Below are 26699 nucleotides of genomic sequence, written 5' to 3'. Positions count from 1 at the left end.
GGCGGTTGCGGCCGGGGTCATCTCCGGTCGAGGTCGTCCTGAAGTTCCACGAGAGCGCGCTCTCCGGGTCCGGTGTGGCCTTGGGGGGCGCGTTCCTCGTTCGGGGTGAGGCCGAAGGTGGTGAAGGCGGTGCGGCGGGGCTGGGGGTAGGGGTCCTTGCCGGTGAGGCTGTTGAGGATGGTGGCGCTGCGCCAGGCGGCGAGTCCGAGGTCGGGGGCGCCGACGCCGTGGGTGTGGCGTTCGGCGTTCTGTACGTAGACGCGGCCGCCGGCGCCTTGGACGGTGTCGTCGAGGACGAGGCGGAACTGGTCGTCGATGCGGGGGCGGCCGGAGGCGTCGCGCTGGATGTGGGGGTCGAGGCCGGACAGGATGCGGCCGAGGGGGCGTTCCTTGTAGCCGGTGGCGAGGACGACGGCGTCGGTGGTGAGGCGGGTGCGGACGCCTTGTTCCTGGTGTTCGAGGTGGAGTTCGATGCGCTGGTCGGCGAGGCGGCCGGCGGTGCGGACGCCGACGCCGGGGGTGAGGGTGACGTCGGGCCAGCCGCCGTGGAGGGTGCGCTGGTAGAGCTCTTCGTGGATGGCGGCGATGGTGTCGGCGTCGATGCCCTTGTGGAGCTGCCACTGGGCGGGGACGAGTCCGTCGCGTACGGGTTCGGGGAGGGCGTGGAAGTAGCGGGTGTAGTCGGGGGTGAAGTGTTCGAGGCCGAGTTTGCTGTATTCCATGGGGGCGAAGGCCTGGGTGCGGGCGAGCCAGTGGAGGTTCTCGCGGCCGGTGGGGCGGCGGCGCAGGAGGTCGAGGAAGATCTCGGCGCCGGACTGGCCGCTGCCGATGACGGTGACGTGGTCGGCGGCGAGGAGGCGTTCGCGGTGGTTCAGGTAGTCGGCGGAGTGGATCACGGGGACGGTGGGGGCGTCGGCGAGGGGTTTGAGGGGGGCGGGGACGAAGGGTTCGGTGCCGATGCCGAGGGCGATGTTGCGGGTGTGGGTGCGGCCGAGGGCTTCGGCTTCGCCGTGGGCGTCGAGTTGGGTGTAGTCGACTTCGAACAGGGCGCGTTCGGCGTTCCAGCGGACGGCGTCGACCTGGTGGCCGTAGTGGAGTCCGGGGAGGTTCTCGCTGACCCAGCGGCAGTAGGCGTCGTACTCGGCGCGCTGGATGTGGAAGCGCTCGGCGAAGTAGAAGGGGAAGAGGCGTTCGCGGGTCTTGAGGTAGTTGAGGAAGGACCAGGGGCTGGCGGGGTCGGCGAGGGTGACGAGGTCGGCGAGGAAGGGGACCTGGAGGGTGGCGCCGTCGATGAGCAGGCCGGGGTGCCAGTGGAAGGCGGGGCGCTGTTCGTAGAAGACGGTGTCGAGTTCGGTGAGGGGGTGGGCGAGGGCGGCGAGGGAGAGGTTGAAGGGGCCGATGCCGATGCCGACGAGGTCGCGGGGTGCGTCGGTGGGGGTGTGCGGGGGCTGCGGTGCGGGCGCGGCAGTCATCGGGGGGTGTGTCCTTCCACCAGTTTCAGGAGCGCGGCGAGGTCGCCGGGGTCGGTGTGCGGGTTGAGGAGGGTGGCCTTGAGCCAGAGGCGGCCGTCCACGCGGGCGCGGCCGAGGACGGCGCGGCCTTCGGTGAGCAGGCGGCGGCGGATCTCGGCGATGTCGTCGTCGTTCGCGCCGGTGGGGCGGAACAGGACGGTGGTGAGGGTGGGGGTGTCGTAGAGGTCGAGGCCGGGGTGGAGGTCGACGAGGCGGGCCAGGTGGTGGGCGAGGGCGACGACCTGGTCGACGAGGGCGGCGATGCCGGTGCGGCCGAGGGCCTTGAGGGTGACGGCGATCTTGAGGATGTCGGGGCGGCGGGTGGTGCGCAGGGAGCGGCCGAGGAGGTCGGGGAGTCCGGCTTCGGTGTCGTCGTCGGCGTTGAGGTAGTCGGCCTGGTGGGTGAGGGGGGCCAGGTCGGTGGGGTGGCGTACGGCGAGGAGTCCGGCGGCCACGGGTTGCCAGCCGAGTTTGTGCAAGTCGAGGGTGACGGTGTGGGCGCGGTCGAGTCCGGTCAGCGCGGCGCGGTGGTGGGGGCTGAACAGGAGGCCGGCGCCGTAGGCGGCGTCGATGTGGAGGCGGGCGCCGTGGGCGGCGCAGCGGTCGGCGATCTCGGGGAGCGGGTCGATGAGGCCGGCGTCGGTGGTGCCCGCGGTGGCGGCGACGAGCCGGGGGCCGGGGAGGTCGGTGAGGGCCTCGTCGAGGGTGGCGGGGTCGAGGGTGCCGTTGGGGGTGGGCAGCACGATCGGTTCGGGCAGGCCGAGGAGCCAGGCGGCGCGGGTGAGGCTGTGGTGGGCGTTGGCGCCGGTGATGAGCTGGACGGGGCGGGTGGTGCGGTGGGTCTCGCGGGCGAGGAGGACGGCGAGCTGGTTGGCTTCGGTGCCGCCGGTGGTGACGAGGGCGTCCGGGGCGGTGCCGGCGTCGGTGTCGGCGTGCGGGTAGACCTCGCGGGCGAGGGTGCCGGTGATCAGGGTTTCGAGGACGGAGGCGGCGGGGGCCTGGTCCCAGGAGTCCATGGAGGGGTTGAGGGCGCTCGCGGCGAGGTCGGCGGCGGTGGCGACGGCGAGGGGCGGGCAGTGGAGGTGGGCCGCGCACAGCGGGTCGGCGGGGTCGGCGGCGCCTTGGGTGAGGGCGGTGACGAGGGTGCGCAGGGCTGCTTCGGCTCCGGTGCCGTGGTCGGGGAGGGGGTCGCCGGCCGCCGCTTCGACGCGGGCGGCGACCGCTTCGGGGCCGCCGGCCGGGAGGGGGCCGCCTCGGTCGGCGCCGCCGGTGCGCAGGGCGTCCAGGACGGTGTCGAGCAGGGGCCGCAGGGCGTCGGGGCCGTCTGTGCCTCCGGCCAGGGGCGGCAAGGTGCGCATGCGGGACCCTTCGGGGACTGGGCGGTGATCTGGGTGCGGCCAGTCTTCGACGGGGCGGAGTCTTGGTCCGGGTGATCACGTGAAGTGGACCCGAAAGGGGGATGGGGGGCGGGATTTGGGGTGCGGGTGGTGTATTGGGCGGGGGTGCGCCGTAGCTCCGCTGGTTCGTCGCCGGGTGACAGGGTGCGTCGTGGCTGGTCGCGCAGTTCCCCGCGCCCCTGGAGATGCGCACTTCGTGCGCTGTCTCCAGGGGCGATCGGGTCAGGCCTGGGCGCGGACTCGGAGGGCCCTGGACAGGTCGTCCAGTTGGTCGACGAGACGCCGGCGCAGGGCCGGGGTCGGGTTGCCCTCGGAGAGGCAGAACTCGCCCAGCCGGAGGGTCTCCGGGGAGATGGCTGTCGCGGGGAAGGCGTAGCGCCCGGCCGCCGCCGCGAGAGCCGCCCCCCGGCGCTCCGCGAGGGCGGTGACGTCGGTGAAGTAGCGGGCGACGTAGCCGCGCAGCAGGTCGTTCTGTTCGGGTTGCCAGAAGCCCTGGGCGGTGGCGGTGAACAGGTAGTTGGAGAGTTCGCGTGCGGGGTCGTCGGTGAACAGGGCGTGCCAGGCGGCGGCCTTGGCCTGCGGGTCGGGCAGCGCGGCGTGGCAGCGGGCGGCGCCCTCCTGGCCGGTGGCGCTGGGGTCGTGGGCGAGTTCGGCCTCGATGACGGCGTCGTCGACGGCGCCGAGGACGCTCATGCGGCCGAGGATGCGCCAGCGCAGTTCGGGGTCGAGTTCGGGTCCGCCGGGGACGCTGCCGCTGTCGTACCAGCCGCGGATGACGTCGGCGTGCTGGGCGGCGTCGATGAGGTGGCGGACGGCGGTGAGGCGCAGGCCGGGGCGTTCTCCGTCCTCGGTGCGGCGGACGATGTCCTCGCACAGGGAGGTGAGGAGGGTGAGGGCCTCGGGGCGCTGTTCGGGGGTGCTGTAGTGGTCGGCGACCTGGTGGTGGGCGAAGGAGAGGACGCCCTGGACGAGGGCGAGGTCGGTCTCCTCGGGGAGGTGGGCCTGGGCGGCCAGCAGGTAGGAGACCGGCTGGAGTTCGCCGTCGCGGACCATGTCGCTCAGCGCGTTCCACAGGACGGCGCGGGTGAGGGGGTCGGGGATGCCGGACAGGCCGCGCAGGGCGGCTTCCTCGGAGTCGGGGTCGAGGCGGATCTTGGCGTAGGTGAGGTCCTGGTCGTTGGGGACGATCAGGGTGGGGCGCGGGCCGCGGAAGGTGACGGGTTCGCCGGGGACGTCGACGTCGACGCGTTCGCGCAGGACGAAGGCGCGGCCGTCGGCGGGGTCGCGGTCGTAGAGGCCGACGGCGATGCGGTGGGGGCGGCTGCCGGTGCGGTCGACGGTGAGGGTCCAGCTGTCCTCGGTCGCGGTGACGCGCGGGGTGAGGGTGTCGACTCCGGTGGTTCGCAGCCAGGCGTCGGCCCAGGCGTGGACGTCGCGGTCGGTGTGGTGGGCGAGGGAGTCGATGAAGTCGGCGAGGGTGGCGTTGGCGAACTTGTGGCGTTCGAAGTGGGTGTTGATGCCGGCGAGGAAGTCCTTCTCGCCGAGCCAGTTGACGAGCTGGCGCAGGGCGGAGGCGCCCTTGGCGTAGGAGATGCCGTCGAAGTTGAGGAGGGCGGAGGCGGTGTCCTCGACGGCTTCGGGGGCGACGGGGTGGGTGGAGGGGCGCTGGTCGGCCTCGTAGCCCCAGTTCTTGCGGGAGATGCCGAAGTCGACCCAGGTGTCGGTGAAGCGGGTGGCTTCGGTGAGGGTCTGGTAGCCCATGTACTCGGCGAAGGACTCGTTGAGCCAGATGTCGTCCCACCACTTGAGGGTGACGAGGTCGCCGAACCACATGTGGGCCATCTCGTGGGCGATGACCATGGCGCGGGTCTGGCGTTCGGTGTCGGTGACGGCGGAGCGGTAGACGAACTCGTCGCGGAAGGTGACGAGTCCGGGGTTCTCCATGGCGCCGGCGTTGAACTCGGGGACGAAGGCCTGGTCGTAGGAGTCGAAGGGGTAGGGCTCGGCGAACTTCTCGTGGTAGCGGTCGAAGCACGCGCGGGTGATGTCGAGGAGTTCGTCGGCGTCGGCGTCCAGGTGGGGTGCGAGGGAGCGGCGGCAGTGGAGGCCGAAGGGCAGGCCGCGGTGTTCGGTGCGGACGGAGTGCCAGGGGCCTGCGGCGACGGCGACGAGGTAGGTCGACAGGAGGGGGGTGGTGGCGGCCTGCCACTTTCCCCCGCCGAGGTGTTCGGTGACGCTGTTGGCGAGGACGGTCCAGCCTTCGGGGGCGGTGACGGTGAGGTCGAAGACGGACTTGAGGTCGGGCTGGTCGAAGGCGGCGAAGACGCGCTGGACGTCCTCCATGAACAGCTGGGTGTAGACGTAGGTCTCGCCGTCGGTGGGGTCGGTGAAGCGGTGCATGCCCTCGCCGGTGTGCGAGTAGCGCATGGCGGCGTCGACGCGAAGCTCGTGCTCGCCGGCGGTGAGGCCGGTGAGGGGCAGGCGGTTGCCGTCGAGGGCGGCGGGGTCCAGGGCCTGGCCGTCGAGGGTGACGGAGCGCAGTTCGGCGGGTTTGAGCTCGACGAAGGTGTCTCCCGCGGTGCGTGTGGTGAAGCGGATCGCGGTGCGGGAGTCGAAGGTGTCGGGGCCGCGGGTGAGGTCGAGGTCCACGGTGTACCGCTGGACCTCGATGAGCCGGGCGCGGGTCTGCGCTTCGTCGCGCGTCAGTACGGGCATGGGGTCATGTTGCCGTACGCCTCCGGCGCGGGGACAGGTGTGCCCGGTCGGGCCGCAGCCTTTGGCTCGGGGCGTAGGTCGCCCCGTAAGGGGCGCGGGGAACTGCGCGACCGGCCGCGACGGCGCTGCAGCCGCCGATGATCAGCGGCCCCGACGGCGCTGAGGCCACGGGGCTCTGCCCCGGACCCCGCTCCTCAATCGCCGGAGGGGCTTGATTTTCCGGACCCGCTCGATTCGACCGCACCCGAGGGGACCGCTTCCGCCGCGATCTGTTCGTGGTGGCGGATGACCTCGCTGATGATGAAGTTGAGGAACTTCTCGGCGAACGCGGGGTCGAGTTTGGCGTTCTCGGCGAGCTGGCGCAGGCGCTCGATCTGGCGGGCCTCGCGGGCCGGGTCGGCGGGCGGCAGGGCGTGCTGGGCCTTGAGGTGGCCGACCTGCTGGGTGGCCTTGAAGCGTTCGGCGAGCATGTGGACGACGGCGGCGTCGATGTTGTCGATGCTGTCGCGCAGGCGGCCGAGCTCGGCGCGGACGGCGGGGTCGACTTCCGTCTGGGGTGCGGGGTCGCTGGTGGTCATGGGAGGTCAGCCTACGTGGAGCATGGGCGGGTGGTCGGGGTCGGGGATCTTGTCGGACCAGCCGCCGGGGACGGCGCGGCCCTGTTGTTCGCGGAAGCGGACGGGTGCGGTGCCGACGCGGCGGGTGAAGAGGCGGGAGAAGTAGGCGGGGTCGTCGTAGCCGACGCGGCGGGCGACGGCGGCGACGGGGAGTTCGGTGGCGGCGAGGAGTTCCTTGGCGCGGCCGAGGCGGATGCCGAGGAGGTAGTCCTTGGGGCTGCAGCCGGCGCCGCGGCGGACGGCGGTGCGCAGTTCGGCGGGGGTCATGCCGTGGCGGGCGGCGTGTTCGGCGACGGAGAGGGGCTGGAAGGCGTCGCGGGCGAGGGCCTGGAGGACGGGGTCGCCGTCGGGGGCCATGTCGGCGCGGGCGCGGCGCAGGGCGACGAGGAGTTCGTGGACGGCGGCGCCGGTCTCGACCTCGAGGAGGGGGTTGCCGCGGCGGGCGGCGCGGGCGATGCGGCCGACGGCGGCGCGGGCGCCTGCGGCGTCGGCGAGGGGGACGACGGGGCGGTCGGGTTCTATGTAGCCGAGTTCGGTGTAGGTGGCGGCTGCGGGTCCGGTGAAGTCGACGAAGCACTCGTCCCAGCCGTGGTCGGGGTCGGCGCCGTAGTGGTGCGGGACTCCGGGGGTGAGCCAGATGAGGGCGGGGGCGGTGATGGTGGTGCGGCGGCCGTCGGCGTTCTGGAACCAGCCGGTGCCGGCGGTGATGACGACGGCGACGTGGTGGTCGAGGGTGCGGGGTCCGACGGTGGGCAGGAGGCCGTGCTGGAGTCCGACGCCGAGGCAGACGAGGCCGAGGCGGTGGTGGGCCGGGCTGGGCGTGAAGTAGCGCATCCAGGTGTGGTATGTGGACATCTGTCCCCTCCTGTGGTGTTTCGCGCGCCTGGGTCGTGACCGCGTAGCCCCGTCCAACACCAGCCGATCTTTGTCCATGGACCCCGTCGCCCGCCAGAGGTGATGGTGGCCGCCTGTACGTGAGCGAGAGGGACCTGATGACCGAGTTCAGGGTGGGCGAGGACGACTTCGAGGTGGACGGCCGGCCGGTGCGGCTGCTGTCGGGGGCTCTGCACTACTTCCGGGTGCACGAGGAGCAGTGGGGGCACCGGCTGCGGATGCTGAAGGCGATGGGCCTGAACTGTGTGGAGACCTACGTCCCGTGGAACCTGCACGCGCCGCGTCCGGGTGAGGTGCGGGACGTGGCGGCGGTGGGCCGTTTCCTGGACGCCGCTCAGGAGGCGGGCCTGTGGGTGATCGCGCGGCCGGGGCCCTACATCTGCGCGGAGTGGGAGAACGGGGGGCTGCCGCACTGGGTGACGGGCCGGGTGGGGGCGCGGCTGCGGTCGCGGGACGCGGAGTTCCTGTCCTTGGTCGAGGAGTGGTTCCGGGTGCTGATGCCGCAGATCGCGGAGCGGCAGGTCGACCGGGGCGGCCCGGTGATCATGGTGCAGGTGGAGAACGAGTACGGCAGTTTCGGCTCGGACCACGTGTATCTGCGGGCGCTGGCGGATCTGCTGCTCGGACTCGGGGTGACGGTGCCGCTGTTCACGTCGGACGGTCCCGAGGACCACATGCTGACGGGCGGGTCGGTGCCGGGGATCCTGGCGACGGCGAACTTCGGCTCGCAGGCGCGCGAGGGTTTCGCGACGCTGCGCAGGCACCGTCCGTCGGGACCGCTCATGTGCATGGAGTTCTGGTGCGGCTGGTTCGACCACTGGGGCGCGGAGCATGTCGTACGGGATCCGCGGGACGCGGCGGACGCGCTGCGGGAGATCCTGGAGTGCGGGGCGTCGGTGAACCTGTACATGGCGCACGGCGGGACGAGTTTCGGTGGCTGGGCGGGGGCGAACCGCGGGGGCGGGGCGCTGCACGACGGGGTGCTGGAGCCGGATGTGACGTCGTACGACTATGACGCGCCGATCGACGAGTTCGGGCGGCCGACGGAGAAGTTCTGGCTGTTCCGGGAGGTTCTCGGCAAGTACGCGGAGGGGCCGCTGCCGGAGGTTCCGGAGCAGCCGGCCGCGCTCGCGGCGCCGGTGACGGCGGAGCTGACGGCGTTCACGGCGCTGGACGGGGTGCTGGAGGCGCTGGGCGGGCCGGAGTCGGAGTGGGCGACGCCGCCGTCGTTCGAGGAGCTGGACGTGGACCGGGGGCTGGTGCGGTACGCGGTGACGGTGCCGGGTCCGCGCGGCGCTCTGCCGTTGCGGGCGAACGGGCTGCGGGACGTCGCGGTCGTGGAGGTGGACGGGGAGCGGGTCGGGGTCCTCACGGAGGCGGAGCCGGAGCTGCCGGTCCCGGTGGCGGGGCACGCGCGCGTGGAGCTGTGGGTGGAGTCCCTGGGCCGGGTCAACTACGGGCCGCGCACGGGTGAGCTCAAGGGGCTGACGGGCGGGCTGCTGCACGAGCGGCAGTATCTGCACGGGGTGAGGGCGCGGGCGCTGCGCCTGGACGCGTTCACGGCGGAGGCGGTGGCCGGGCTGCCGTCCGCGGAGCCGGAGGAGGGGCGGCGCGGGCTGTTCCGGGGCGGGTTCGAGGTGGCGGGTCCGGGGGACGCGGCGCTGGAACTGCCGGGCTGGGCGCGCGGGTTCGTGTGGGTCAACGGGTTCTGCCTGGGCCGGTACTGGCCGGCGGCCGGTCCGCAGGAGGCGCTGTACGTGCCGGGTCCGGTGCAGCGGGCGGGCGCGAACGAGGTGTGGGTGCTGGAGACGGACCGCTCGGGTCCGCCGCGGGTGTGCCTGTCCTGACGCTCCGAGGCGTGTGGAAGGGCCGGTCCCGGATCGCAGGGCCGGCCCTCCGCCCGGTGTACGGGTGGGTCAGTCGAGCTCGGTCACGGTGAACCGGTCGATGACGACCGCGCCGCCGTCGGAGGCGTTCGAGGTCAGGCCCACCCACGCGTCGCCCTGGTCGGGCGCCGTGAACTCGTAGGCGAACTCGGCGGTGCCCTCGGTGGTTCTGGCGAGGGCGTCGGAGCGCAGGGTCCGGGCGGCCGGTTCGTCGACCGCGGTGGTCCAGGTGGCGGTGGTCTCGCTCTGGTAGAGGAACGCCACCTTGTAGCGCTTGCCGGGGGTGAAGGGGACGGTCGCCGGGATGGTGCGGTAGACGAGGCCGGTGCCGGTCAGGCGGGCCTTGAGGGACCAGTTCCCGGTGAGCACGTCGTCGGTCTTCGTGCCGTTCCAGCCGGCCTGGGTGTAGGGCGCGTGCTTCTCGGCGAGGTGGGCGCGGCTGGTGGAGGCGATGAACGGGAAGATGCCGTCGGGTACGTCCTCGAAGTCCTGGTGGACGAGGGTGCCGGGCTGTGTGGCCGGGAGCGTGGCGCGGGCGACGCGCACGTTGTCGAACGCCACCCGCGCGGGGCCGTCGGCGACCTTCAGGGCGAGGGTGACGTCGCCGCCCTGTTCGGGGACGGTGAAGTGGACGAACATGCGCTGGAAGCGGGTGTTCAGCTTCAGGTCGCAGGACTGCTTGTTGACGGCCGTGGACGACTCCATGACCACCTCGCGGGAGCCTTCGGCGGTGGTGATCTCCAGGGTGGCGGTGCGCCGCTCCCCCGCCGTGTCGCCGACGAGCGCCTGGACGGAGGCGACGTAGGACTGTCCGGGGCGCAGTCCGCGCAGTGTCTGGGCGAGGGACGCGGCGGCGCCGTCGGTGCCCGCCCAGGCCTCGTACTGGCCGGTGGCGCTGCGTTCGACCGCGCAGGCGCCGGTGACGGTCCAGCCGTGCAGGGAGCCGGAGTTGAAGCCGGGGTCGCGCACCGGGGTGCCCTCGCCCCACAGGGGGTCGCGGTCCAGGTCGGCGCGGTCCTTGTAGAGGACGTAGGGCTGGTCGGGGTCGGCCTTCAGGGTGACGGTGCCGTCGCCGGTGACGGGCACGTGGGCGACGAAGACGCGGCCCTGGTCGGTGAGGCGGTACAGGGCGACGCGGGTGCGGGAGGCGGCCCACGCGCGCGGGAGGCGCCAGGTCGTGCTGCCGCCCTCGGGGTTGTAGTGGTAGAGCTTCGCGGGGTCGAGGGCGCGGCGCGGGTCCCAGGGCAGCAGGTAGGTGTCGCCGGTCAGTACGGTGCGGCCGTCGGTGGTGACGGTGCGGGTGCCGTCGGCGGTGGCGGTGACCTTGGTGTCTCCGGCGCCGAAGAAGGTGATCTCGTCGTCGGCCCAGGTCTTGATCGCTCTGGCCTGGAGGTACTTGACGGGCAGGGTGTGGGACCAGATGAGGCGGTAGAAGGCGGTCCAGTCGGTCTTGTTCTGCCAGGCCTCGAAGTCGCCGAGGCGGGCGGTGCCGAGGAGGGGGAACTTGTCGGCGAAGACGTCCTTCTGGTGGTGGCGCATGAAGCGGATCAGCCGGGAGTTGACACCGCGCGAGGAGTCGGCCCCGTAGGTGACGTCGTTGGCCCAGTGCGCCCACAGGGCGGAGCGTTCGAGGCCGTGGCCCCATTCGGTGGTGACCTGCCAGCCCTGGTCGCGCAGGATGCGCTGGAAGCGGTCGCCGATCCAGCCGGAGTCGCGGAACACGTCGACGTAGAGGGTGTTGAGCCCGTCGTCGACCTCGTCGCGCAACTGCTTCAGGCGCTTCTCGGTGCCGCCGCTGACCAGGTCCCAGCGGTTGTTGATCCGGTAGCTCTGGTCCATCCAGGCCCACTGCTTGTTCGTCTTGTCGACGAGCTGCTCGGAGAAGGCGCGGGCCTCGGGGTAGGACTCGGTGAAGTTGATGTGGACGGCGAAGTCGCTGTCCCACTTCTTGCCGGTGCGTACCAGGGTGTTGAGGTCGTCGAGGCCGCCGGCGCGCTCGTTGTAGTGGCCGCCGTAGTCGGGGTGGGCGGCGTCGTGGCCCTCGGACTGGTAGCCCTTGAGGAGGGTGAACTGGCGCAGGCCGTCGGTGGCGAGGTGGATGCGCTTGACGTGGTCGAGGGTGACGAGGAACGGATTGCCCGCGACGGAGCCGATGTTGTACGTGATGTGGGCGACGACGCGCTGGTACTGGCGGTCGGCGCCGAGCGGGGTGTGGGCGATGTCGCGGAAGGCGATCGCGGCGTCCTGCCAGTCGACGACGCCGTCGCCGTTGCGGTCCCCGGTGACGATCACCTTGGCCCAGGGCAGGGGTTCGGTGTCGTCGTCGGCGGCGGTGTCGGCGCGGTAGGTCCACTGGCCGTTGCTGATGCCGGCCTTGACGTAGCCGTCGCGCTGGACGACCTGCCGCCAGAAGCGCCCGTTCTCCCAGTTCGCGCCGGGTGTCCTGGACGGGTAGTCGTAGCTGGCGTTGTTCTCGACGGCGGCGCCGAGTTCGCTCGTGTGGGCGACGGCGTACGCGATGCCGGCGGCGGTCTCGTCGGGCCGGCTGTCAGTGGTGACCCGTACGGTGGCATCGCCGCTCTTGGCCTTGTCGATCTCGACGCGGGCCGTGGCGAGGGTGGCGCTGTCCTGCGTCGAGCGCACGCTGACCAGCTGCAGTCCGGGGATCTGCAGGGTCCGCACGCGCAGGGCGTCCGTGTCGTGGATCGCGGTGACGCGGAAGGTGACGGTCCAGTCCTCGACGGCGATCTCGGCGTCGATGCGGGGGCCTTCGTCGAGGGTGAGGGTGTAGGCGATCCGGTCGGACTCGGTGCGGCTGGTGACGCGGGGGGTGTACGGGGTGTTGTTGACGAGGAGCTGGGTGACCGCGTCCTCCTGGGCGTACAGGGTGCGGTCGGTGGCGCGGGCCGTGTACGAGGCGATCCGGGGGAAGGCGGTGCCGACGCGGACGGTGAGCGACGCGGAGCGGATGACGGCCTCGGTGTCGGTGGCCGCGGCGGCCGCCGTCGCCTCCAGAGTGGCCGCGCGGGCCACGCCTCCCAGCCCGAGCGCGAGCCCCGCTCCCCCCACGGCCCCGGCGGCCACGACCGCCCTGCGACTGGGTCCCTGCTTCTGCGGCGACTGGCCGGTGGGCGGCACGGGTGGCCTCCTTCTGCGCGATGTTCCGATGTGCCGCTCACGATGCGCCGCGGGGGCGCTCGGGGCCCATGGACAAAGAAGCGGAAGGACTTGGACTAATGGGGCCCTGGGAGCTTCCGGGGGCCGGGGGGCGGTCCGGGGGGCCGGGCGGCGGGCCTGTGGGGCCGACGGTCCGTGGGGGCGGTTCGGCAGTGATGGGTGCGGGGTGCTCGGCGGGGCCGTGCGGGGGGGGCCGGTGAGAGCCGGTGGGTTCGATGTGGTGGGCGGTGTGACGGCCGGCGGGGCTGTGCGGCGGCCGGGCGGCACGGGGTGGCCGGTGGAGGGGGATGTGACGGTCGGCGGGGGTGGTGCGCTGGAGGAGTACGGCCCTGTGCCCGGTCCGTCCCCGTCCCCCCGTGGGCGGCGGGGTGCGGGTGTCCGCCGCCTCCGCGTCCCCCTCCCCCAGCGGGACGCGGGGGCGGACCCGCGTGCTGTTCCGGGGCGGCGGGGCCGCCGTACGCTGGAGTGGCCGGGTCCGGGGGCCGTCCCCGGGGGGACACGGCCCGGCGGCCCCAGGGGGTGCGCGCGTGGCGAACGGCGGGCCGGTGGTGCACGGCTATCCGCATCTGGAGACGGTGCGTTCGGCGATCACCGCGTTGTACCGGCGGCTGTCGTACGACACGGTGCACACGTTCGCGACGAGTGTCGCGCCCGCCGACGTGGCGTTCTGCGACACGGACGATCTGTATCTGGGGGCGCAGCGGGTGGCGCGGGAGCTGGTGCGGCACTACCGGCTGCCGGACGCGCGGATGATCGTGAGCTTCCGGGAGATGCAGCACGCGGCGAGTGTCGAACTGGCGGCGGGGCCCGAGTACTTCATCGAGCTGAACGACCGGTTCCGGACGCATCGGCGGGACATCGGGGCGGCGCTGGCCCACGAGATCATGCACGTGTATCTGCACCGGCTCGACCTGTCGTTCCCGGGGACGCGGGACAACGAGATCCTGACGGACACCGCGACGACGTACCTGGGTGCGGGCTGGCTGCTGCTGGACGCGTTCCGGGAGGACGGGGCGTCTTCGCAGAAGCTGGGCTATCTGACGCCGGAGGAGTTCGGGTACGTGCTGGCGAAGCGGTCGCTGGCGTTCGGCGAGGCGCCGGAGACGTGGTTCACGAGCCCGCAGGCGTACACGGCGTACACGGAGGGGCTGGCGCGGGCCCGGCTCGACGCGCGGCAGCCTCCGCTGACGGCGGCCGGGTGGGCGGGGCGGCGGCGCTACGCGAAGGATCGCCGCGAGGCCCAGTCCCGGGGGCCGGGGCCCGCGCCGGGCTCCGCGTCGGCCCCTTACGCCTTCTCGCCGTCCGGTGCCCAGGAGCGTCCCGGCCTACGGGTCGCGTTCCCCTGCCCGACCTGTCATCAGCGGATCCGGGTGCCCGTACGGGGGCGGGTGCGGGCGCGCTGTGCGTTGTGCCGCACGGTGCTGGAGTGCGACACGTAGGGGGCGGTGCCGGTTCGTCGCGGGGTGCGGGTGGGTGGGGCTGGTCGCGCAGTTCCCCGCGCCCCTGAAATGCATGGCGCTTCGCGCCGCATTTCCCCGATGGGGCACCGCCCCTGGAGATCGCGCACGAAGTGCGCATCTCCAGGGGCGCGGGGAACTGCGCGACCAGCCCCCACCGGCCCGCACCCCGCGACGAGACAGGATGGACACCGGACAGAACCGGGGCCACCCCGCCGCGCCCGCGTCAGACGTGCGGGTCCGTGATCGCCGTGCGGGGCAGCAGGGCGCACAGCGCGGCGCAGAGGAGGAAACCGCCGACCACCCAGGGCGCCGCCGCCGAGAGGGCGTCCGTGAACCCGGCACCGTCGGAGAGCCGCCCGAAGAAGACCGTGCCGATGACGGCCGCACCGAGCGCCCCGCCGAACTGCTGGGCGGTGGAGAAGATCCCGGAGGCGCCGCCGGCGAGTTCCGCGGGGACGGTGGACAGGACGACGTTGACCAGCGGGACGACGAGGAAGCCCAGGCCCGCGCCGGCGACGACGAGCCCGGGGACCATCGGCCAGGACCCGGTGTGCGCGCCGGCCGCCTGCTCGACGGCGTACCAGACCCAGCCGAGCCCGCCCGCCATGAGGAGCGCGCCCGCGCCGAGGACGAGCCGGCCGAACCGGACGGCGAGCGCGTCGGCGGCGGGGGCGGTGAGGAAGCCGCCGGCGGAGAAGGCGACGGTGAGGACGCCGGCCTGCATCGGCGTGTAATGCTGGCCGCCCTGCAGCCAGATGGCGAAGGCGAGGAAGAAGCCCTGCATGCCGACGGAGAACAGGAGTTGGACGAGGACGCCGACGGAGAAGGCGGGCAGCCGGAAGGCCTGCGCGGGCAGCAGCGGCACGGTCCGCTCGTCGTGGCGGCGCTCGCGCCGCGCCTCGAACACCCCGAGCCCGGCGACGGCGAGCACGCCCGCGGCGAGGCAGAGCCAGCCCCACAGCGGCCAGCCGTTGCTGTGTCCCTGGACGAGGGGCAGCACGATCGCGACGAGTCCGGCGGCGAGCACGACGCTGCCGAGGACGTCGGGACGACGCGCGCTGCGCTCCCGGGTGGCGGGCACGAGGATCCAGCCGGCGACGAACGTCCCCACGGCGATCGGCACGTTGACGAGGAACACCGAGCGCCAGCCCCAGCCGAACAGGTCGGCGTCGGTGAGCAGTCCGCCCATCAGGAGTCCGACGGCGGAGGCGAAGCCGGCGACGGCCCCGTACATGCCGAAGGCTGCGCCGCGTTCCTTGCCCTGGAACATGGTGCGGAAGGAGCCGATGACCTGCGGCACGAGCACCGCGGCCATGACGCCCTGAAAGGCGCGGGCGGCGATCAGCTGGCCCGGTGTCTGGGCGACGCCGCAGGCCAGACTGGTGACGCCGAAGCCGGCGGTGCCGGCGAGGAAGAGGCCCCGGCGGCCGAAGCGGTCGCCGAGGTGCCCGGAGACGATCAGGGTGGCGGCGAAGCCGAGGAGGTAGGCGGAGACGAGCCACTGCAACGCGCTCTCGGAGGCGTGCAGTTCGCGGCCGATGGACGGGATCGCGACGTTGACGATCGTCACGTCGAGGAGGTCCATGAGCGCCGCGATCATCATGACGACGGCGGCGGCCCAGCGGCGCGGGTGGGCGTGGGTCTCGGTGACGGCGGGCGGGGCGAGCGCGGCGGACATGACGCCTCCAGGTCGGGGCTCGGCACGAGGTATTTCGTTCGGACTAACGAAATACTTGCACCGGCACTCCTGTGATCGCAACCCTTTCTTTCGGGCGAACGAAATATTGGCTAGCCTGGACCGTATGACGAGCGAGACGAGCGACGAGAAGAGCGAGCGGGCCGGGCCGGCGCGCGGCGGCGGCGACGACCGTGAGTCCGTCCTCAAGGAGATGATGGAGACGGGGCGGGAGCAGAGCGCGGCGACGATCATGTTCCACACCGCCGTCGCCGCGTCGCAGGGCCTCAGCCCGACCGAGAGCAAGACGCTCGACCTGCTGGCCAAGCACGGGCCGCTCACCGCGAAGGACCTGGTGGAGTACACGGGCCTGGCCCCCGCCTCGGTGACGGGCCTGGTGGACCGGCTCGCCGCCAAGGGGTTCGTCCAGCGGGTCAAGCACGCCACGGACAAGCGGCGCGTGGTCGTGGAGCTGCAGCGCGAGAAGATCACCGAGCTCGCCGCGTTCTTCGACGACTGGGCCCGTGACGTCGTCGCGGCGTGCGAGGAGTTCAGCACGGAGGAACTGCGGACGGTGACGCGGTTCCTGGCGGTGACGGCGGCCCTGCAGCGCGACGCCGCCGCCCGCCTCCCCCAGCCGGAATGACCCGGCCGGGATGACCCGGCCGGAGGGGCCCGGCCGGAGTGACCCGGCCGGGGCTCGGCGTGAGCGCCGGTCAGGAGGCCCCGTACACCGCCCCGGGCGTCTCGGCGCGCGCCAGCAGGTCGCGGGCCGCGTCGCCCGCACCGGCCGGTGTCCAGCGCTCGGCCTTGTCGACGGTCGGGCCGGGGCGCCAGCCCTCCATCACCGTGATGCGGCCGGCCTCGACCTCGAAGACGCGGCCGGTGACACCGTCGCTGGCGGCGCCGGAGCCGAGCCAGACCACGAGCGGTGACACGTTCTCCGGAGCCATCGCGTCGAAGGCGCCGTCCTCGGGGGCGGCCATCGTGTCGGCGAAGGTGGCCTCGGTCATCCGGGTGCGGGCGGCCGGCGCGATCGCGTTGACCTGCACCCCGTAGCGCCCCATCTCCGCGGCCGCGACCAGGGTCAGGCCGAGGATGCCGGCCTTCGCCGCGCTGTAGTTGCCCTGCCCGACCGAGCCCAGCAGTCCCGCCCCGGACGAGGTGTTGACGACGCGGGCGACCGGCGTGCGGCCCGCCTTGGCCTCGGCCCGCCAGTGCGCGGCGGCGGCCTGGAGGGGCAGGAAGTGGCCCTTGAGGTGGACGCGCATGACCGCGTCCCAGTCGTCCTCCGCCAGGTTCACCAGCATGCGGTCGCGCAGGAAGCCCGCGTTGTTCACCAGGGTGTCGAGCCGGCCGAAGGCGTCGACGGCGGCCGCGACCAGCGAGGCGGCCCCCTCCGATGTCGCTATGTCGCCTCCGTGGGCGACGGCCTCGCCGCCCGCCGCGCGGATCTCCTCGACGACCAGGGCCGCCGGACTGTCGGGCGCGGGCGCGCCGTCGAGACCCACACCCAGGTCGTTGACCACGACCTTGGCGCCCTCCGCCGCGAAGGCCAGCGCGTGCGCGCGGCCGAGGCCCCGGCCCGCGCCGGTCACGGCCACCACGCGCCCCGCGCACAGCCCGCCCGAACCCACCGCATCAGTAGCCACAGAATCCGTCATCTCACGCCTCCTTGTTGACCGTTGCCGCGTCGAGGAACGCGGGGCGCTCGCCGCCGCCGTGCACGAGCAGGCTCGCCCCGCTGATGTACGCGGCGGCGTCCGACGCCAGGAACACCGCCGCCTCGCCGATCTCACGGGGCTCGGCGAGCCGCCCCAGGGGCACCGTGGCGCCGACCGCCGCGATGCCCTCCTCGTCCCCGTAGTGCAGGGCCGACAGCTCGGTGCGGACCATGCCGAGCACCAGCGTGTTCACCCTGATGTCCGGGGCCCATTCGACGGCCATCGACCGCGCCAGGTTCTCCAGGCCCGCCTTGGCCGCCCCGTAGGCGGCCGAGCCCGGGGAGGGGCGGGTGCCGCTGACGCTGCCGATCATGACGATCGAGCCGCGCGCCGCCGCGAGCTTCTCGCGGGCGGCCAGCGAGGCGGTGAGCGGCGCCGTCAGATTCAGCTCGATCACGCGCGCGTGCCGCTCCGCGTCCGTCTCGCCGAGCAGCCGGTACGGGGTCCCGCCCGCGTTGTTCACCAGCACGTCCAGCCGCTCCAGGCTCCCGAAGAAGTCCTGCACTGCCGCCGTGTCGCGCAGGTCGACCTGCGCGAACTCGCAGCCCTCGACCGGGACTTCGGGGGGCCTGCGGGCGCAGACCACCACCTTCGCCCCGGCCCGGGTGAAGGCGCGCGCTATCCCCGCCCCCACTCCTCTGGTGCCGCCCGTCACGACGGCGACCCGTCCGCTCAGATCCATCCCGGACCCCTTTCCCCGACCCATTCCGCCGGCCTCCGTCACCTGCTACGGTCATGACCTACCAAACAAACGTTAGGTGGAAAGGTAGCTGAACGCCATGGGTGTCTCCACCTCCTCACCCGAAAAAGGGATCTCCGTCGTCACGGTGGACTTCCCTCCGGTCAACGCACTGCCGGTGCAGGGCTGGTACGACCTCGCCGACGCGGTGCGCGCCGCGGGCCGCGACCCCGACGTGCGCTGCGTGATCCTCACCGCGGCCGAGCACAGCCGTGGGTTCAACGCGGGAGTGGACATCAAGGAGATGCAGCGCGAGACCGCGTCTCCCGGCGGTGGCCACCGCGCGCTGATCGGTGCCAACAGGGGCTGCTACGAGGCCTTCTCCGCCGTGTACCAGTGCGAGGTCCCGGTGATCGCGGCCGTGGGCGGCTTCTGCCTGGGCGGCGGCATCGGCCTGGTCGGCAACGCGGACGCGATCGTGGCGAGCGACGACGCCACGTTCGGCCTGCCCGAGCTGGACCGCGGCGCGCTCGGCGCGGCCACACACCTGGCCCGCCTGGTGCCGCAGCACCTGATGCGGGCCCTCTTCTACACCTCGCGCACCGCGACCGCGGCCGAGCTGCACGCCCACGGTTCGGTGTGGAAGGTCGTGCCGCGCTCCGGGCTGCGCGAGGCGGCGCTCGAGCTGGCGCGGGACATCGCGCGCAAGGACGGCTATCTGATCCGCCTCGCGAAGTCCGCGCTGAACGGGATCGACCCCGTCGACGTGCACCGCAGCTACCGCTACGAGCAGGGCTTCACCTTCGAGGCGAATCTCAGCGGGGTCGCGGACCGGGTCCGCGACACCTTCGGACAGGGAGCCGAGTGATCATGACCGACAAGACGATGACCCCCGACGAGGTGGTCGGCCGGCTGCGCTCCGGCATGACCGTCGGCATCGGCGGCTGGGGTTCGCGCCGCAAGCCGATGGCGCTGGTCCGGGCGCTGCTGCGCAGTGACATCACGGATCTGACCGTGGTCTCGTACGGGGGCCCGGACGTCGGGATGCTGGCCGCCGCGGGGAAGATCCGCAAGCTGGTGGCCGCGTTCGTGACCCTGGACTCGATCCCTCTGGAGCCGCACTTCAGGGCGGCCCGCCAGAGCGGCGCCTTCGAGCTGACCGAGATCGACGAGGCCATGTTCATGTGGGGCCTGCACGCGGCGGCGAACCGGCTGCCGTTCCTGCCCGTGCGGGCCGGCATCGGCTCGGACGTCATGCGGGTCAATCCGGAGCTGCGCACGGTCACCTCGCCCTACGAGGACGGGGAGACGTTCGTCGCGATGCCCGCGCTGCGCCTGGACGCGGCCCTGGTGCACATGAACCGCGCGGACCGCAGGGGCAACGGGCAGTACCTGGGCCCCGACCCGTACTTCGACGACCTGTTCTGCGAGGCCGCGGACGAGGCGTACGTGTCCTGCGAGCGCCTCGTCGACGGGTTCGGGGACGACACGCCGCCCCAGTCGCTGCTGGTCAAGCGGCATGTGGTGACGGGTGTGGTGGAGGCGCCGCACGGCGCGGACTTCACGTCCTGCGCACCGGACTACGGCCGGGACGAGGCCTTCCAGAAGCTCTACGCGAGCACGCCGTGGGCCGAGTTCGCCGAGCGGTTCCTGCCGCCCGGCGGTGACGAGAAGCAGTACCAGTCCGCCGTCCAGGCCTGGCACGAGGAGCAGAAGTGACCACCACCGAGACCGCCGCCCCGCCCGCGACCCGGGCCGAGTACTGCGTGATCGCCTGCGCCGACGCCTGGCGGGACAACGGGGAGGTGCTGGCCAGCCCGATGGGCCTGATCCCCGGCTTCGGCGCCCGCCTCGCCAAGCGGACCTTCTCCCCCGACCTGCTGCTCACCGACGGCGAGGCCATGCTGGTCGGGCTCGACGGCGCGGCCGAGGGCTGGCTGCCGTACCGCCAGCACCTCACGTTCGTGACCGGCGGCCGGCGGCACGTGATGATGGGCGCGAGCCAGATCGACCGGTTCGGTAACCAGAACATCTCGTGCATCGGCGACTGGGAGCGCCCCGACCGCCAGCTGCTCGGCGTGCGCGGAGCGCCGGTGAACACGCTGAACAATCCGGTGAGTTACTGGGTGCCCAAGCACAGCCCGCGCGTGTTCGTCGAGAAGGTCGACATGATCAGCGGGGTGGGCTACGACAGCGCCGCCGCGGCCGGCCCTTCGGCGACGCGCTTCCACCGCATCCCCCGGGTCGTGACGAACCTGGCGGTGCTCGACTTCGAGACGCCGGACCACACGATGCGGATCGCGTCCGTGCACCCCGGGGTCACGGTCGAGGAGGTGCGGGAGGCGACCGGGTTCGCGCTCGCGCTGCCGGAGGGCGGCGAGGTGCCGTTCACGCGGGAGCCCACGGCCGAGGAGCTGCGGCTGATCCGTGAGGTCGTCGACCCGAGGTCGCTGCGCGAGCGGGAGGTCCGGTCGGCATGAGCGACAGCGCGGATTTCACCCTCCCCACGGCGTTCACCAAGCTCACCGGGGTGCGTCACCCCATCGTGCAGACGGGCATGGGCTGGGTCGCCGGCCCCCGCCTGGTCTCGGCGGCGGCGAACGCGGGCGCGCTCGGTGTCCTCGCCTCCGCGACGATGACCGTCGACCAGCTGCGGTCGGCGGTGCGGGAGGTGAAGTCCCGCACGGACCAGCCCTTCGGGGTGAACCTGCGGGCGGACGCGGGCGACGCGCGCGAGCGCGTGAAGATCATCGTCGCCGAGGGCGTGAAGGTGGCGTCCTTCGCGCTCGCGCCCTCCAAGGAGCTGATCGCCGAGCTGAAGGACGCGGGCGTCGTCGTCATCCCGTCCATCGGGGCGCGCCGGCACGCCGAGAAGGTCGCCGCGTGGGGCGCCGACGCGGTGATCGTGCAGGGCGGCGAGGGCGGCGGCCACACCGGGGAGGTGGCCACGTCGGTGCTGCTTCCGCAGGTCGTGGACGCGGTCGACATCCCGGTCGTCGGCGCGGGCGGCTTCCGTGACGGGCGCGGCCTGGTCGCGGCGCTCGCGTACGGGGCGGCGGGCGTCGCCATGGGCACCCGCTTCCTGCTGACCTCGGACTCCACCGTGCCGGACGCGGTGAAGGCCAAGTACCTGGCGGCCTCGGTCAAGGACGTGACGGTGACGACGGCGGTCGACGGACTGCCGCACCGGATGCTGCGCACCGAGATGGTGGACGCCCTGGAGGGCGCGGGCCGCACCCGCGCACTGCTCCAGGCCGTGCGCCGCGCCTCCGGGTTCAAGAAGCTCTCGGGTCTGTCCTGGCCGCAGATGGTCCGGGACGGGCTCGCGATGAAGCACGGCAAGGACCTGTCCTGGAGTCAGGTCCTGCTGGCGGCGAACACGCCGATGCTCCTCAAGGCGTCCATGGTCGAGGGCCGTACGGACCTCGGCGTGATGGCGTCCGGGCAGGTCGCGGGGCTCATCGAGGACCTGCCCAGCTGTGCCGAGCTCGTCGACCGCGTGATGGCCGAGGCCCGGCACGTGCTCGACACCCTGCCGACACCAGGGTGAACCGTGGGCCGCCCGGCGGCCCCCGGTCCCCGGGGCGGCGCCGGACGGCCGCTTCCTGCAAGGGAGTTCAGGTATGCACGCTCCTCAGGCCGACATCACGGCGCCCTCCCGGCGCCGGGTGCTCGGGGTCACGCTCGGCGTGGCCACGGCGGCGGCGCTCGTTCCGGCGGGCGCCGCCGTCGCGCACGACCGGCCCGCGTCCGCGGCGCCCCCGATCCGGCAGATCCCGCTCCAGGGCGCGGTGAACGTCCGCGACCTCGGCGGGTACCGGGCCCGCTACGGCGGCCGGGTGCGGTACGGGTACGTGTACCGGGCCGACGCCCTCGGCAAGCTGACCGACGCCGATGTCTCCGCGCTGGCGGGGCTCGGGCTGCGCCGGTCGGTGGACTTCCGGGTGCCGTTCGAGGTCCAGATGGACGGGGCGGACCGGCTGCCGCCCGCCGCGGCCGCGGTGGCCCGGCCGATATCCGACGGAGGGATGTCGGCGGAGCTGATCGCGGCGATCGGGTCGAAGGACCCGGTGCGGCAGGAGGCGCTGCTCGGGGGTGACCGGGCGGCGGCGATGATGCGGAAGGTGTACCGGACGTTCGCGTCCGACGCCGCGGCGCGGGCCGCGTTCGCTCAGACCCTCCGGGACGTGGCGCGCGGGGACGGGCCGGTGCTGTTCCACTGCACGGCCGGCAAGGACCGTACGGGGTGGCTGGCGTATGTGCTGCTCGGCGTGCTCGGGGTGTCGTCGCGGGTCGCCGTGGCCGACTATCTGGCGTCGAACGGTTTCCGGGCGGAGGCGGATGCGCGGACGCGGGCGGGGCTCAAGCAGGCCGGGATGATGGAGAACCCGGACCTCTTGATCCCGGTCCAGGAGGTCCGGGCGGAGTATCTGGCGGCGGGCCTCGACCAGGTCCGCGCGGACTTCGGCAGTCTTGAGCGGTACGTCTCCCTCGGCCTGGGCCTTGATCGCCGGGACGTGGCGCTGCTGCGGGCCCGGTTGCTGGACTAGTCCCGCTCGTCGCCGGGCGCGGCTCGGTGGGCGCCGATCGCGCCACCGCCGAGCCGCGCTGTGCCGTCGTCGCGATCCACCCGCCGGTGGGGGCTGGTCGCGCAGTTCCCCGCGCCCCTGAGGTGCACGCCCTCCGGGCGCACCTCAGGGGCGCTTCTCATCGGGGAGATGCGACGCGAAGCGTCTGCATTTCAGGGGCGCGGGGAACTGCGCGGCCCGCCCCCACCGGGGCCGCAGACGAATCAGTCGGCGGCGGGGCGCCTGGGGCGGCGGCGACGGGCGGGCGCGGTGCCTGCGGAGCCACCGGCACCCGAGCCCGAACCCGAGCCGGCGGCACCGGAGCGACGCCCGGCTCCCCCGCCGGCCCCGCCGGAACGGCCCCCGGCTCCCCCGGCGGCGCCACCGGCACGGCCACCGGCCCCGCCGGAGCGGCCGCCCCGACCGCCCCGCGACCGGCGCGGCTTCGCGGAGGCCGCCGGAGCCGCGGGCTCGGGCACGACGATGGTGACCGGCACCCCGGAGGGCTCCCGCGCACCCGTGATGGTGACGAGCTCCTCGTCCGTGGAGCGGACCTGGGTGGACCGCGGCCGCACCCCCGCGTCCCGCATCAGCCGCTGCACGTCCCGCTTCTGCTCGGGCAGGACGAGGGTGACGACACTGCCGGACTCACCGGCGCGGGCCGTACGGCCGCCGCGGTGCAGGTAGTCCTTGTGCTCGGTGGGCGGGTCGACGTTGACGACGAGGTCGAGGTCGTCGACGTGGATGCCGCGCGCCGCGACGTTCGTGGCGACGAGCGCGGTGACGCGGCCGTCCTTGAACTGCTCCAGGGTGCGGTTGCGCTGCGGCTGGCTGCGGCCGCCGTGCAGCGGGGCCGCGAGGACGCCGGTGGCGAGCAGCCGCTTGGCGAGCCGGTCGGCGGAGCGCTTGGTGTCGACGAAGAGGATGACGCGCCCGTCGCGGGCGGCGATCCGGGCCGTGACGGCCTTCTTGTCGGTCTCGTCGAGCACGTGCAGGACGTGGTGCTCCATCGTCGTGACGGCGCCGGCCGACGGGTCGACGGAGTGCACGACGGGGTCGGTGAGGAACTGGCGGACGAGCCGGTCCACGTTCTTGTCGAGCGTCGCGGAGAAGAGCATCGTCTGACCGCCCGGCGCGACCTGCTTGAGCAGCGCGGTGACTTGCGGCATGAAGCCCATGTCGGCCATCTGGTCGGCCTCGTCGAGGACCGTGATGCGCACCGCGCCGAGGGCGACGTCGCCGCGCTCTATGAGGTCCTTGAGGCGGCCCGGGGTGGCGACGACGACCTCGGCGCCGCGGCGCAGCGCGCCGGCCTGGCGGGAGATCGACATGCCGCCGACGACGGTCGCGAGACGCAGCCGCAGCGCGGTCGCGTACGGGGTGAGCGCGTCGGTGACCTGCTGGGCGAGCTCGCGCGTGGGGACGAGCACGAGGGCGAGCGGCAGCTTCGGCTCGGCGCGCAGGCCCGAGGTGCGGGCGAGCATCGGCAGGCCGAAGGCGAGCGTCTTGCCGGAGCCGGTGCGGCCGCGGCCGAGGAGGTCGCGTCCGGCGAGCGAGTTCGGCAGCGTCGCGGCCTGGATCGGGAACGGCTCGGTGACGCCCTGCTCGCCGAGGGTCTTCACGAGGGCGACGGGCATGTCGAGCACGTCGAAGGACTCGGCCGGGGGCAGCGCGGGCGTGGAGCTCTCCGGCATGGTGAACTCAGCCGGCGGGCTGGGCTGCCGCCTGCGCTGCTGTTCGGGCGCGCGGCGCTGGCCACCCGCCGCGGGGCGGGGACTGCGTCGGCGGGACGGGCGGGGGGAGCTGGCCATGCGGCATGCCTTCCGGGGACTGACAGAACAGGCCTGACAGGAACAGGCGGGGACAACGCGAACCGGGGCCCGCACCGCAAGGTGCGGACCCCGGCCCGTGTGCTGCGTGATCAGGCGGGGAGGATGTTCTCCGCCTGGGGGCCCTTCTGGCCCTGGGTCACGTCGAAGGTGACCTTCTGGCCTTCCTGGAGCTCACGGAAGCCCGAGGTGGCGATGTTCGAGTAGTGGGCGAAGACGTCGGCGCCGCCGCCGTCCTGCTCGATGAAGCCGAAGCCCTTTTCCGAGTTGAACCACTTAACGGTACCGGTGGCCATGTTGTTCTCCTTGAACAGGTAGCAGCTCCCATTCCGAGAACACCTCGGAAAACAATAATGCGCCTGAGGAACATTCCCGTCAGGCGCACATAAAGTCTATGGGTACCAAAACTGCAACGCCATCGACTCTAACATGCTCCTTCACCGCGTGGCGATCCCGTCCAGAACCATCGACAGATACTGGCGTGCGATCTCCTCGGGACTGTGGTGCCCGCCGGGCCGGTACCAGGACGCGGCGACCCAGACGGTGTCGCGCACGAAGCGGTAGGTGAGGCGGATGTCGAGGTCCGCGCGGAAGACGCCGTCGGCGACGCCCCGCTCCAGGGTCGTCAGCCAGGTCTTCTCGAAGCGCCGCTGGGACTCGGCGAGGAACTCGAAGCGGTCCTGGGTGACGAGGTGGCGGGACTCCTTCTGGTAGATCGCGACGGCGGGCCGGTGCCGGTCGATCTCCCGGAAGGACTCGGTGACCAGCGCCTGGAGCGTCTCCCGGGGGCCGAGGTCCGCGTCGAGCACGGTGTCGTAGCCGGACCACAGCTCGTCGAGGAACGTGCGCAGGATCTCCTCCAGCATCGATTCCTTGGAGTCGAAGTGGTAGTAGAGGCTGCCGGCGAGCATGCCCGCGTGATCGGCGATCTTGCGGACGGTGGTGGCGTTGTACCCCTGCTCGGCGAAGACCTCGGCCGCGGTCTGGAGCAGCTCGCCGCGCCGCTCGGGCGCGGCGGTCGTCGCCTGGGGCTTCTTCTTGGTAGGCACGCGCCCATTGTCGTACCCGGGGGAACGCTCAGAGCCACAGGGCCGGATGTTCGTCCGTCAGGTCGGTCCGTACCGGCTCCGTGAAGCGGCCGGTGCCGAAGCGGGAGCGGAAGTACAGCAGCGGGCGGCCGTCGGGGCGCGGGGTGGTGAGGGCGGTGACGCGGCCGATGACGACCTCGTGGTCGCCGCCGTCGGCGATGCGCTCGACGGTGCATTCGAGGTGGGCGAGGGCGCCGTCGAGGAGGACGGTGCCGGGGTCGCGGCCGGCGTGCCAGCCGAGGTCGGCGAACTTGTCGGCGGAGCGGGAGCCGAGGGTGCGGCACTCGCCGCGCTGGTCCTCGGCGAGCACCGAGATGCCGAACCGGCCGGTGGGCCGCAGCCGGGCCCAGCTGGACGAGGTGCGCGCGACGCAGAAGAGCACGAGCGGCGGGTCGAGGGAGAGGGAGGCGAAGGACTGGCAGGCGAGTCCTGCCGGGGCGCCGGCCTCGTCGAGGCCGGCGACGACGGTGACGCCGGAGGCGAACCGGGACAGGGCGTCCCGGAACTCCCCCGGATCGACGGGCGCCATGGTGGTGCTCAGCCGTTCCACTCGTGGCCCCACAGCGAGTCGGAGGTGATCTCCCGGGCGGTCCAGGTGGCGGGGTCGACGACGAGGCCGTCCCAGCCGTACTCGACCTGGAAGCCGCCGGGCGCCTGGGCGTAGAAGGAGACCATGTGGTCGTTGGAGTGGCGGCCGAGCGACGAGGCGATCGGGATGCCGGCCTTCTTCATGCGGTCCAGTCCGTAGCCGACGTCGTCGAGCTGCTCCAGCTCGACCATGAAGTGGACGATGCCGGGGGGCAGGGCGCCGGGGTAGAGGCCGAGGCTGTGGTGGCGGCGGTTGGGCGACAGGAAGTACATGCGGTACGCGTCCTGGCCGGGCTTGCCGGTGGGGACGGCGACCGGGGGCAGCTGCATGGAGTCGCGCAGCTGGAAGCCGAGGAGGTTCTCGTAGAAGTCGAGGGCCTCGTCGATCTCGACGGCCGGCAGGACGACGTGGCCGAGGCCGAGGTCGCCGGTGGTGGGGCTGGTGGTGCCGGTGACGAAGCGGTTGCCGTAGGGGGTGCCGAGGGGGCTGTGGTCCTGGGCCTGGCCCCAGTAGATCTCCAGCGGGTTGCCGGCCGGGTCGCTGACGTGGATGAGGCCCTGGACGCGGCGGTCGGCGAGGGTGGCGGCGTCGCCTTCCTTGACGGCGTGTCCGGCGGCCTCCAGCTCGCTCGCGGCGAGGGCGAGTTCACGGGCGCCCGGCACCTCGAAGCCGGCGGCGACGAGACGGTCCTGGGTGCCCGCGACGAACTGGAAGCGGTGGACGCGGTCGTCGATGCGGACGTTGAGCTGCTCGTCGGTGCTGCCCTGGGCCTCGACCATGGCGAGGATGTCCAGGACGTAGGTGCGCCAGGCGGCGAGGTCCGTGGTCTCGATGCGGAGATAGCCGAGTGAGCGGATGTCCATCCGTAACTCCCGTACGTGAGTGGAGTG

General features: G+C 72.9%; 23 protein-coding genes. 8 read left to right on the top strand and 15 right to left on the bottom strand.

Annotated elements, in window-relative coordinates:
- Positions 1-17: 17 nt before the first annotated feature.
- The 5 genes from IAG42_RS26765 to IAG42_RS26745 form a co-directional block, all read right to left on the bottom strand.
- Positions 18-1472 carry a lysine N(6)-hydroxylase/L-ornithine N(5)-oxygenase family protein gene (locus IAG42_RS26765; protein WP_188339512.1) on the bottom strand — a complete coding sequence of 485 codons (1455 nt, stop codon included), beginning with the start codon at positions 1470-1472 and terminating at the stop codon, positions 18-20.
- Entirely contained in the window at positions 1469-2869 is a 1401-nt protein-coding gene (locus tag IAG42_RS26760; protein WP_188339511.1) for a pyridoxal phosphate-dependent decarboxylase family protein, read from the bottom strand. The genes IAG42_RS26765 and IAG42_RS26760 overlap by 4 nt, the downstream gene beginning before the upstream one ends.
- Before the next feature lie 261 nt (positions 2870-3130).
- Positions 3131-5623 (bottom strand): aminopeptidase N, encoded by a 2493-nt coding sequence (gene pepN / locus IAG42_RS26755; protein WP_188339510.1) that lies wholly within the window; start codon positions 5621-5623, stop codon positions 3131-3133.
- 194 nt (positions 5624-5817) lie between these two features.
- Positions 5818-6201, bottom strand: coding sequence for a chorismate mutase (locus IAG42_RS26750; RefSeq protein ID WP_188339509.1), 384 nt, complete (start codon positions 6199-6201; stop codon positions 5818-5820).
- A 6-nt stretch (positions 6202-6207) separates the two neighbouring features.
- On the bottom strand, positions 6208-7095 hold the full coding sequence (locus IAG42_RS26745) for a helix-turn-helix domain-containing protein (RefSeq protein WP_188339508.1): 888 nt from the start codon (positions 7093-7095) through the stop codon (positions 6208-6210).
- Between the two features lie 137 nt (positions 7096-7232).
- Here IAG42_RS26745 and IAG42_RS26740 point away from each other — a divergent pair, with 137 nt between their 5' ends.
- Positions 7233-8981 (top strand): glycoside hydrolase family 35 protein, encoded by a 1749-nt coding sequence (locus tag IAG42_RS26740; RefSeq protein ID WP_188341626.1) that lies wholly within the window; start codon positions 7233-7235, stop codon positions 8979-8981.
- A 69-nt stretch (positions 8982-9050) separates the two neighbouring features.
- Here IAG42_RS26740 and IAG42_RS26735 read toward each other — a convergent pair whose 3' ends face one another.
- Positions 9051-12158: an endo-alpha-N-acetylgalactosaminidase family protein gene (locus IAG42_RS26735; RefSeq protein ID WP_223206175.1), complete on the bottom strand. Its 3108-nt coding sequence runs from the start codon at positions 12156-12158 to the stop codon at positions 9051-9053.
- 566 nt (positions 12159-12724) lie between these two features.
- Here IAG42_RS26735 and IAG42_RS26730 point away from each other — a divergent pair.
- Complete coding sequence (locus tag IAG42_RS26730) at positions 12725-13636, top strand: hypothetical protein (RefSeq protein ID WP_188339507.1); 912 nt, start codon at positions 12725-12727, stop codon at positions 13634-13636.
- Positions 13637-13880: 244 nt separating this feature from the next.
- Here IAG42_RS26730 and IAG42_RS26725 read toward each other — a convergent pair whose 3' ends face one another.
- Complete coding sequence (locus tag IAG42_RS26725; RefSeq protein ID WP_188339506.1) at positions 13881-15335, bottom strand: MFS transporter; 1455 nt, start codon at positions 15333-15335, stop codon at positions 13881-13883.
- Between the two features lie 124 nt (positions 15336-15459).
- Here IAG42_RS26725 and IAG42_RS26720 point away from each other — a divergent pair, with 124 nt between their 5' ends.
- Positions 15460-15978, top strand: coding sequence for a MarR family winged helix-turn-helix transcriptional regulator (locus IAG42_RS26720; RefSeq protein ID WP_188339505.1), 519 nt, complete (start codon positions 15460-15462; stop codon positions 15976-15978).
- 70 nt (positions 15979-16048) lie between these two features.
- On the opposite strand, the gene IAG42_RS26715 is transcribed toward IAG42_RS26720, so the two are convergent.
- The gene (locus IAG42_RS26715; protein ID WP_188339504.1) at positions 16049-16996 is read right to left on the bottom strand and encodes an SDR family oxidoreductase; all 948 of its coding nucleotides are present in this window, start codon (positions 16994-16996) and stop codon (positions 16049-16051) included.
- Between the two features lies 1 nt (position 16997).
- Positions 16998-17738 carry an SDR family oxidoreductase gene (locus IAG42_RS26710; protein ID WP_188339503.1) on the bottom strand — a complete coding sequence of 247 codons (741 nt, stop codon included), beginning with the start codon at positions 17736-17738 and terminating at the stop codon, positions 16998-17000.
- Positions 17739-17835: 97 nt separating this feature from the next.
- Here IAG42_RS26710 and IAG42_RS26705 point away from each other — a divergent pair, with 97 nt between their 5' ends.
- The 5 genes from IAG42_RS26705 to IAG42_RS26685 all read left to right on the top strand — a co-directional run bounded on the left by IAG42_RS26705 (position 17836) and on the right by IAG42_RS26685 (position 22285).
- Positions 17836-18603, top strand: coding sequence for an enoyl-CoA hydratase family protein (locus IAG42_RS26705; RefSeq protein WP_188339502.1), 768 nt, complete (start codon positions 17836-17838; stop codon positions 18601-18603).
- A 2-nt stretch (positions 18604-18605) separates the two neighbouring features.
- Positions 18606-19454, top strand: a complete 849-nt coding sequence (locus tag IAG42_RS26700; RefSeq protein ID WP_188339501.1) for a CoA transferase subunit A — start codon at positions 18606-18608, stop codon at positions 19452-19454.
- Positions 19451-20215 (top strand): CoA-transferase subunit beta, encoded by a 765-nt coding sequence (locus IAG42_RS26695; RefSeq protein WP_188339500.1) that lies wholly within the window; start codon positions 19451-19453, stop codon positions 20213-20215. The genes IAG42_RS26700 and IAG42_RS26695 overlap by 4 nt, the downstream gene beginning before the upstream one ends.
- Positions 20212-21285, top strand: a complete 1074-nt coding sequence (locus IAG42_RS26690) for an NAD(P)H-dependent flavin oxidoreductase (RefSeq protein ID WP_188339499.1) — start codon at positions 20212-20214, stop codon at positions 21283-21285. The genes IAG42_RS26695 and IAG42_RS26690 overlap by 4 nt, the downstream gene beginning before the upstream one ends.
- A 73-nt stretch (positions 21286-21358) precedes the next feature.
- Positions 21359-22285, top strand: a complete 927-nt coding sequence (locus IAG42_RS26685; RefSeq protein WP_188339498.1) for a tyrosine-protein phosphatase — start codon at positions 21359-21361, stop codon at positions 22283-22285.
- Here the strand turns inward: IAG42_RS26685 and IAG42_RS26680 are convergent.
- The 6 genes from IAG42_RS26680 to IAG42_RS26655 all read right to left on the bottom strand — a co-directional run bounded on the left by IAG42_RS26680 (position 22282) and on the right by IAG42_RS26655 (position 26672).
- Positions 22282-22446 (bottom strand): hypothetical protein, encoded by a 165-nt coding sequence (locus IAG42_RS26680; RefSeq protein WP_188339497.1) that lies wholly within the window; start codon positions 22444-22446, stop codon positions 22282-22284. The two genes, IAG42_RS26685 and IAG42_RS26680, sit on opposite strands and share 4 nt — an antisense overlap.
- 81 nt (positions 22447-22527) lie before the next feature.
- Entirely contained in the window at positions 22528-24114 is a 1587-nt protein-coding gene (locus IAG42_RS26675; protein ID WP_188339496.1) for a DEAD/DEAH box helicase, read from the bottom strand.
- Between the two features lie 110 nt (positions 24115-24224).
- Positions 24225-24428, bottom strand: coding sequence for a cold-shock protein (locus tag IAG42_RS26670; RefSeq protein WP_005318814.1), 204 nt, complete (start codon positions 24426-24428; stop codon positions 24225-24227).
- A gap of 141 nt (positions 24429-24569) precedes the next feature.
- Complete coding sequence (locus IAG42_RS26665) at positions 24570-25181, bottom strand: TetR/AcrR family transcriptional regulator (RefSeq protein WP_188339495.1); 612 nt, start codon at positions 25179-25181, stop codon at positions 24570-24572.
- 28 nt (positions 25182-25209) lie between these two features.
- A complete protein-coding gene (locus IAG42_RS26660) occupies positions 25210-25770 on the bottom strand; it encodes a flavin reductase family protein (protein WP_223206174.1) in 561 nt (186 codons plus the stop codon).
- Positions 25758-26672 (bottom strand): VOC family protein, encoded by a 915-nt coding sequence (locus IAG42_RS26655; protein ID WP_188339494.1) that lies wholly within the window; start codon positions 26670-26672, stop codon positions 25758-25760. The genes IAG42_RS26660 and IAG42_RS26655 overlap by 13 nt, the downstream gene beginning before the upstream one ends.
- Positions 26673-26699 lie beyond the last annotated feature (27 nt).

Origin of the sequence: Streptomyces xanthii, assembly GCF_014621695.1 — a bacterium.
Classification (GTDB): Bacteria; Actinomycetota; Actinomycetes; order Streptomycetales; family Streptomycetaceae; genus Streptomyces; species Streptomyces xanthii.
The sequence above is the reverse complement of the archived record's forward strand: the minus strand, read 5'-3'. Positions and strand labels throughout refer to the sequence as shown.

Coding starts and splice junctions, on each gene's coding strand:
- IAG42_RS26670 (WP_005318814.1), bottom strand. CDS start 24,428: ATGGCCACCGGTACCGTTAAGTGGTTCAACTCGGAAAAGGGCTTCGGC.
- IAG42_RS26705 (WP_188339502.1), top strand. CDS start 17,836: ATGGGTGTCTCCACCTCCTCACCCGAAAAAGGGATCTCCGTCGTCACG.
- IAG42_RS26690 (WP_188339499.1), top strand. CDS start 20,212: ATGAGCGACAGCGCGGATTTCACCCTCCCCACGGCGTTCACCAAGCTC.
- IAG42_RS26760 (WP_188339511.1), bottom strand. CDS start 2,869: ATGCGCACCTTGCCGCCCCTGGCCGGAGGCACAGACGGCCCCGACGCC.
- IAG42_RS26765 (WP_188339512.1), bottom strand. CDS start 1,472: ATGACTGCCGCGCCCGCACCGCAGCCCCCGCACACCCCCACCGACGCA.
- IAG42_RS26710 (WP_188339503.1), bottom strand. CDS start 17,738: ATGGATCTGAGCGGACGGGTCGCCGTCGTGACGGGCGGCACCAGAGGA.
- IAG42_RS26745 (WP_188339508.1), bottom strand. CDS start 7,095: ATGTCCACATACCACACCTGGATGCGCTACTTCACGCCCAGCCCGGCC.
- IAG42_RS26680 (WP_188339497.1), bottom strand. CDS start 22,446: ATGAGAAGCGCCCCTGAGGTGCGCCCGGAGGGCGTGCACCTCAGGGGC.
- IAG42_RS26655 (WP_188339494.1), bottom strand. CDS start 26,672: ATGGACATCCGCTCACTCGGCTATCTCCGCATCGAGACCACGGACCTC.
- IAG42_RS26675 (WP_188339496.1), bottom strand. CDS start 24,114: ATGGCCAGCTCCCCCCGCCCGTCCCGCCGACGCAGTCCCCGCCCCGCG.
- IAG42_RS26700 (WP_188339501.1), top strand. CDS start 18,606: ATGACCGACAAGACGATGACCCCCGACGAGGTGGTCGGCCGGCTGCGC.
- IAG42_RS26715 (WP_188339504.1), bottom strand. CDS start 16,996: ATGACGGATTCTGTGGCTACTGATGCGGTGGGTTCGGGCGGGCTGTGC.
- IAG42_RS26750 (WP_188339509.1), bottom strand. CDS start 6,201: ATGACCACCAGCGACCCCGCACCCCAGACGGAAGTCGACCCCGCCGTC.
- IAG42_RS26720 (WP_188339505.1), top strand. CDS start 15,460: ATGACGAGCGAGACGAGCGACGAGAAGAGCGAGCGGGCCGGGCCGGCG.
- pepN (WP_188339510.1), bottom strand. CDS start 5,623: ATGCCCGTACTGACGCGCGACGAAGCGCAGACCCGCGCCCGGCTCATC.
- IAG42_RS26685 (WP_188339498.1), top strand. CDS start 21,359: ATGCACGCTCCTCAGGCCGACATCACGGCGCCCTCCCGGCGCCGGGTG.
- IAG42_RS26740 (WP_188341626.1), top strand. CDS start 7,233: ATGACCGAGTTCAGGGTGGGCGAGGACGACTTCGAGGTGGACGGCCGG.
- IAG42_RS26725 (WP_188339506.1), bottom strand. CDS start 15,335: ATGTCCGCCGCGCTCGCCCCGCCCGCCGTCACCGAGACCCACGCCCAC.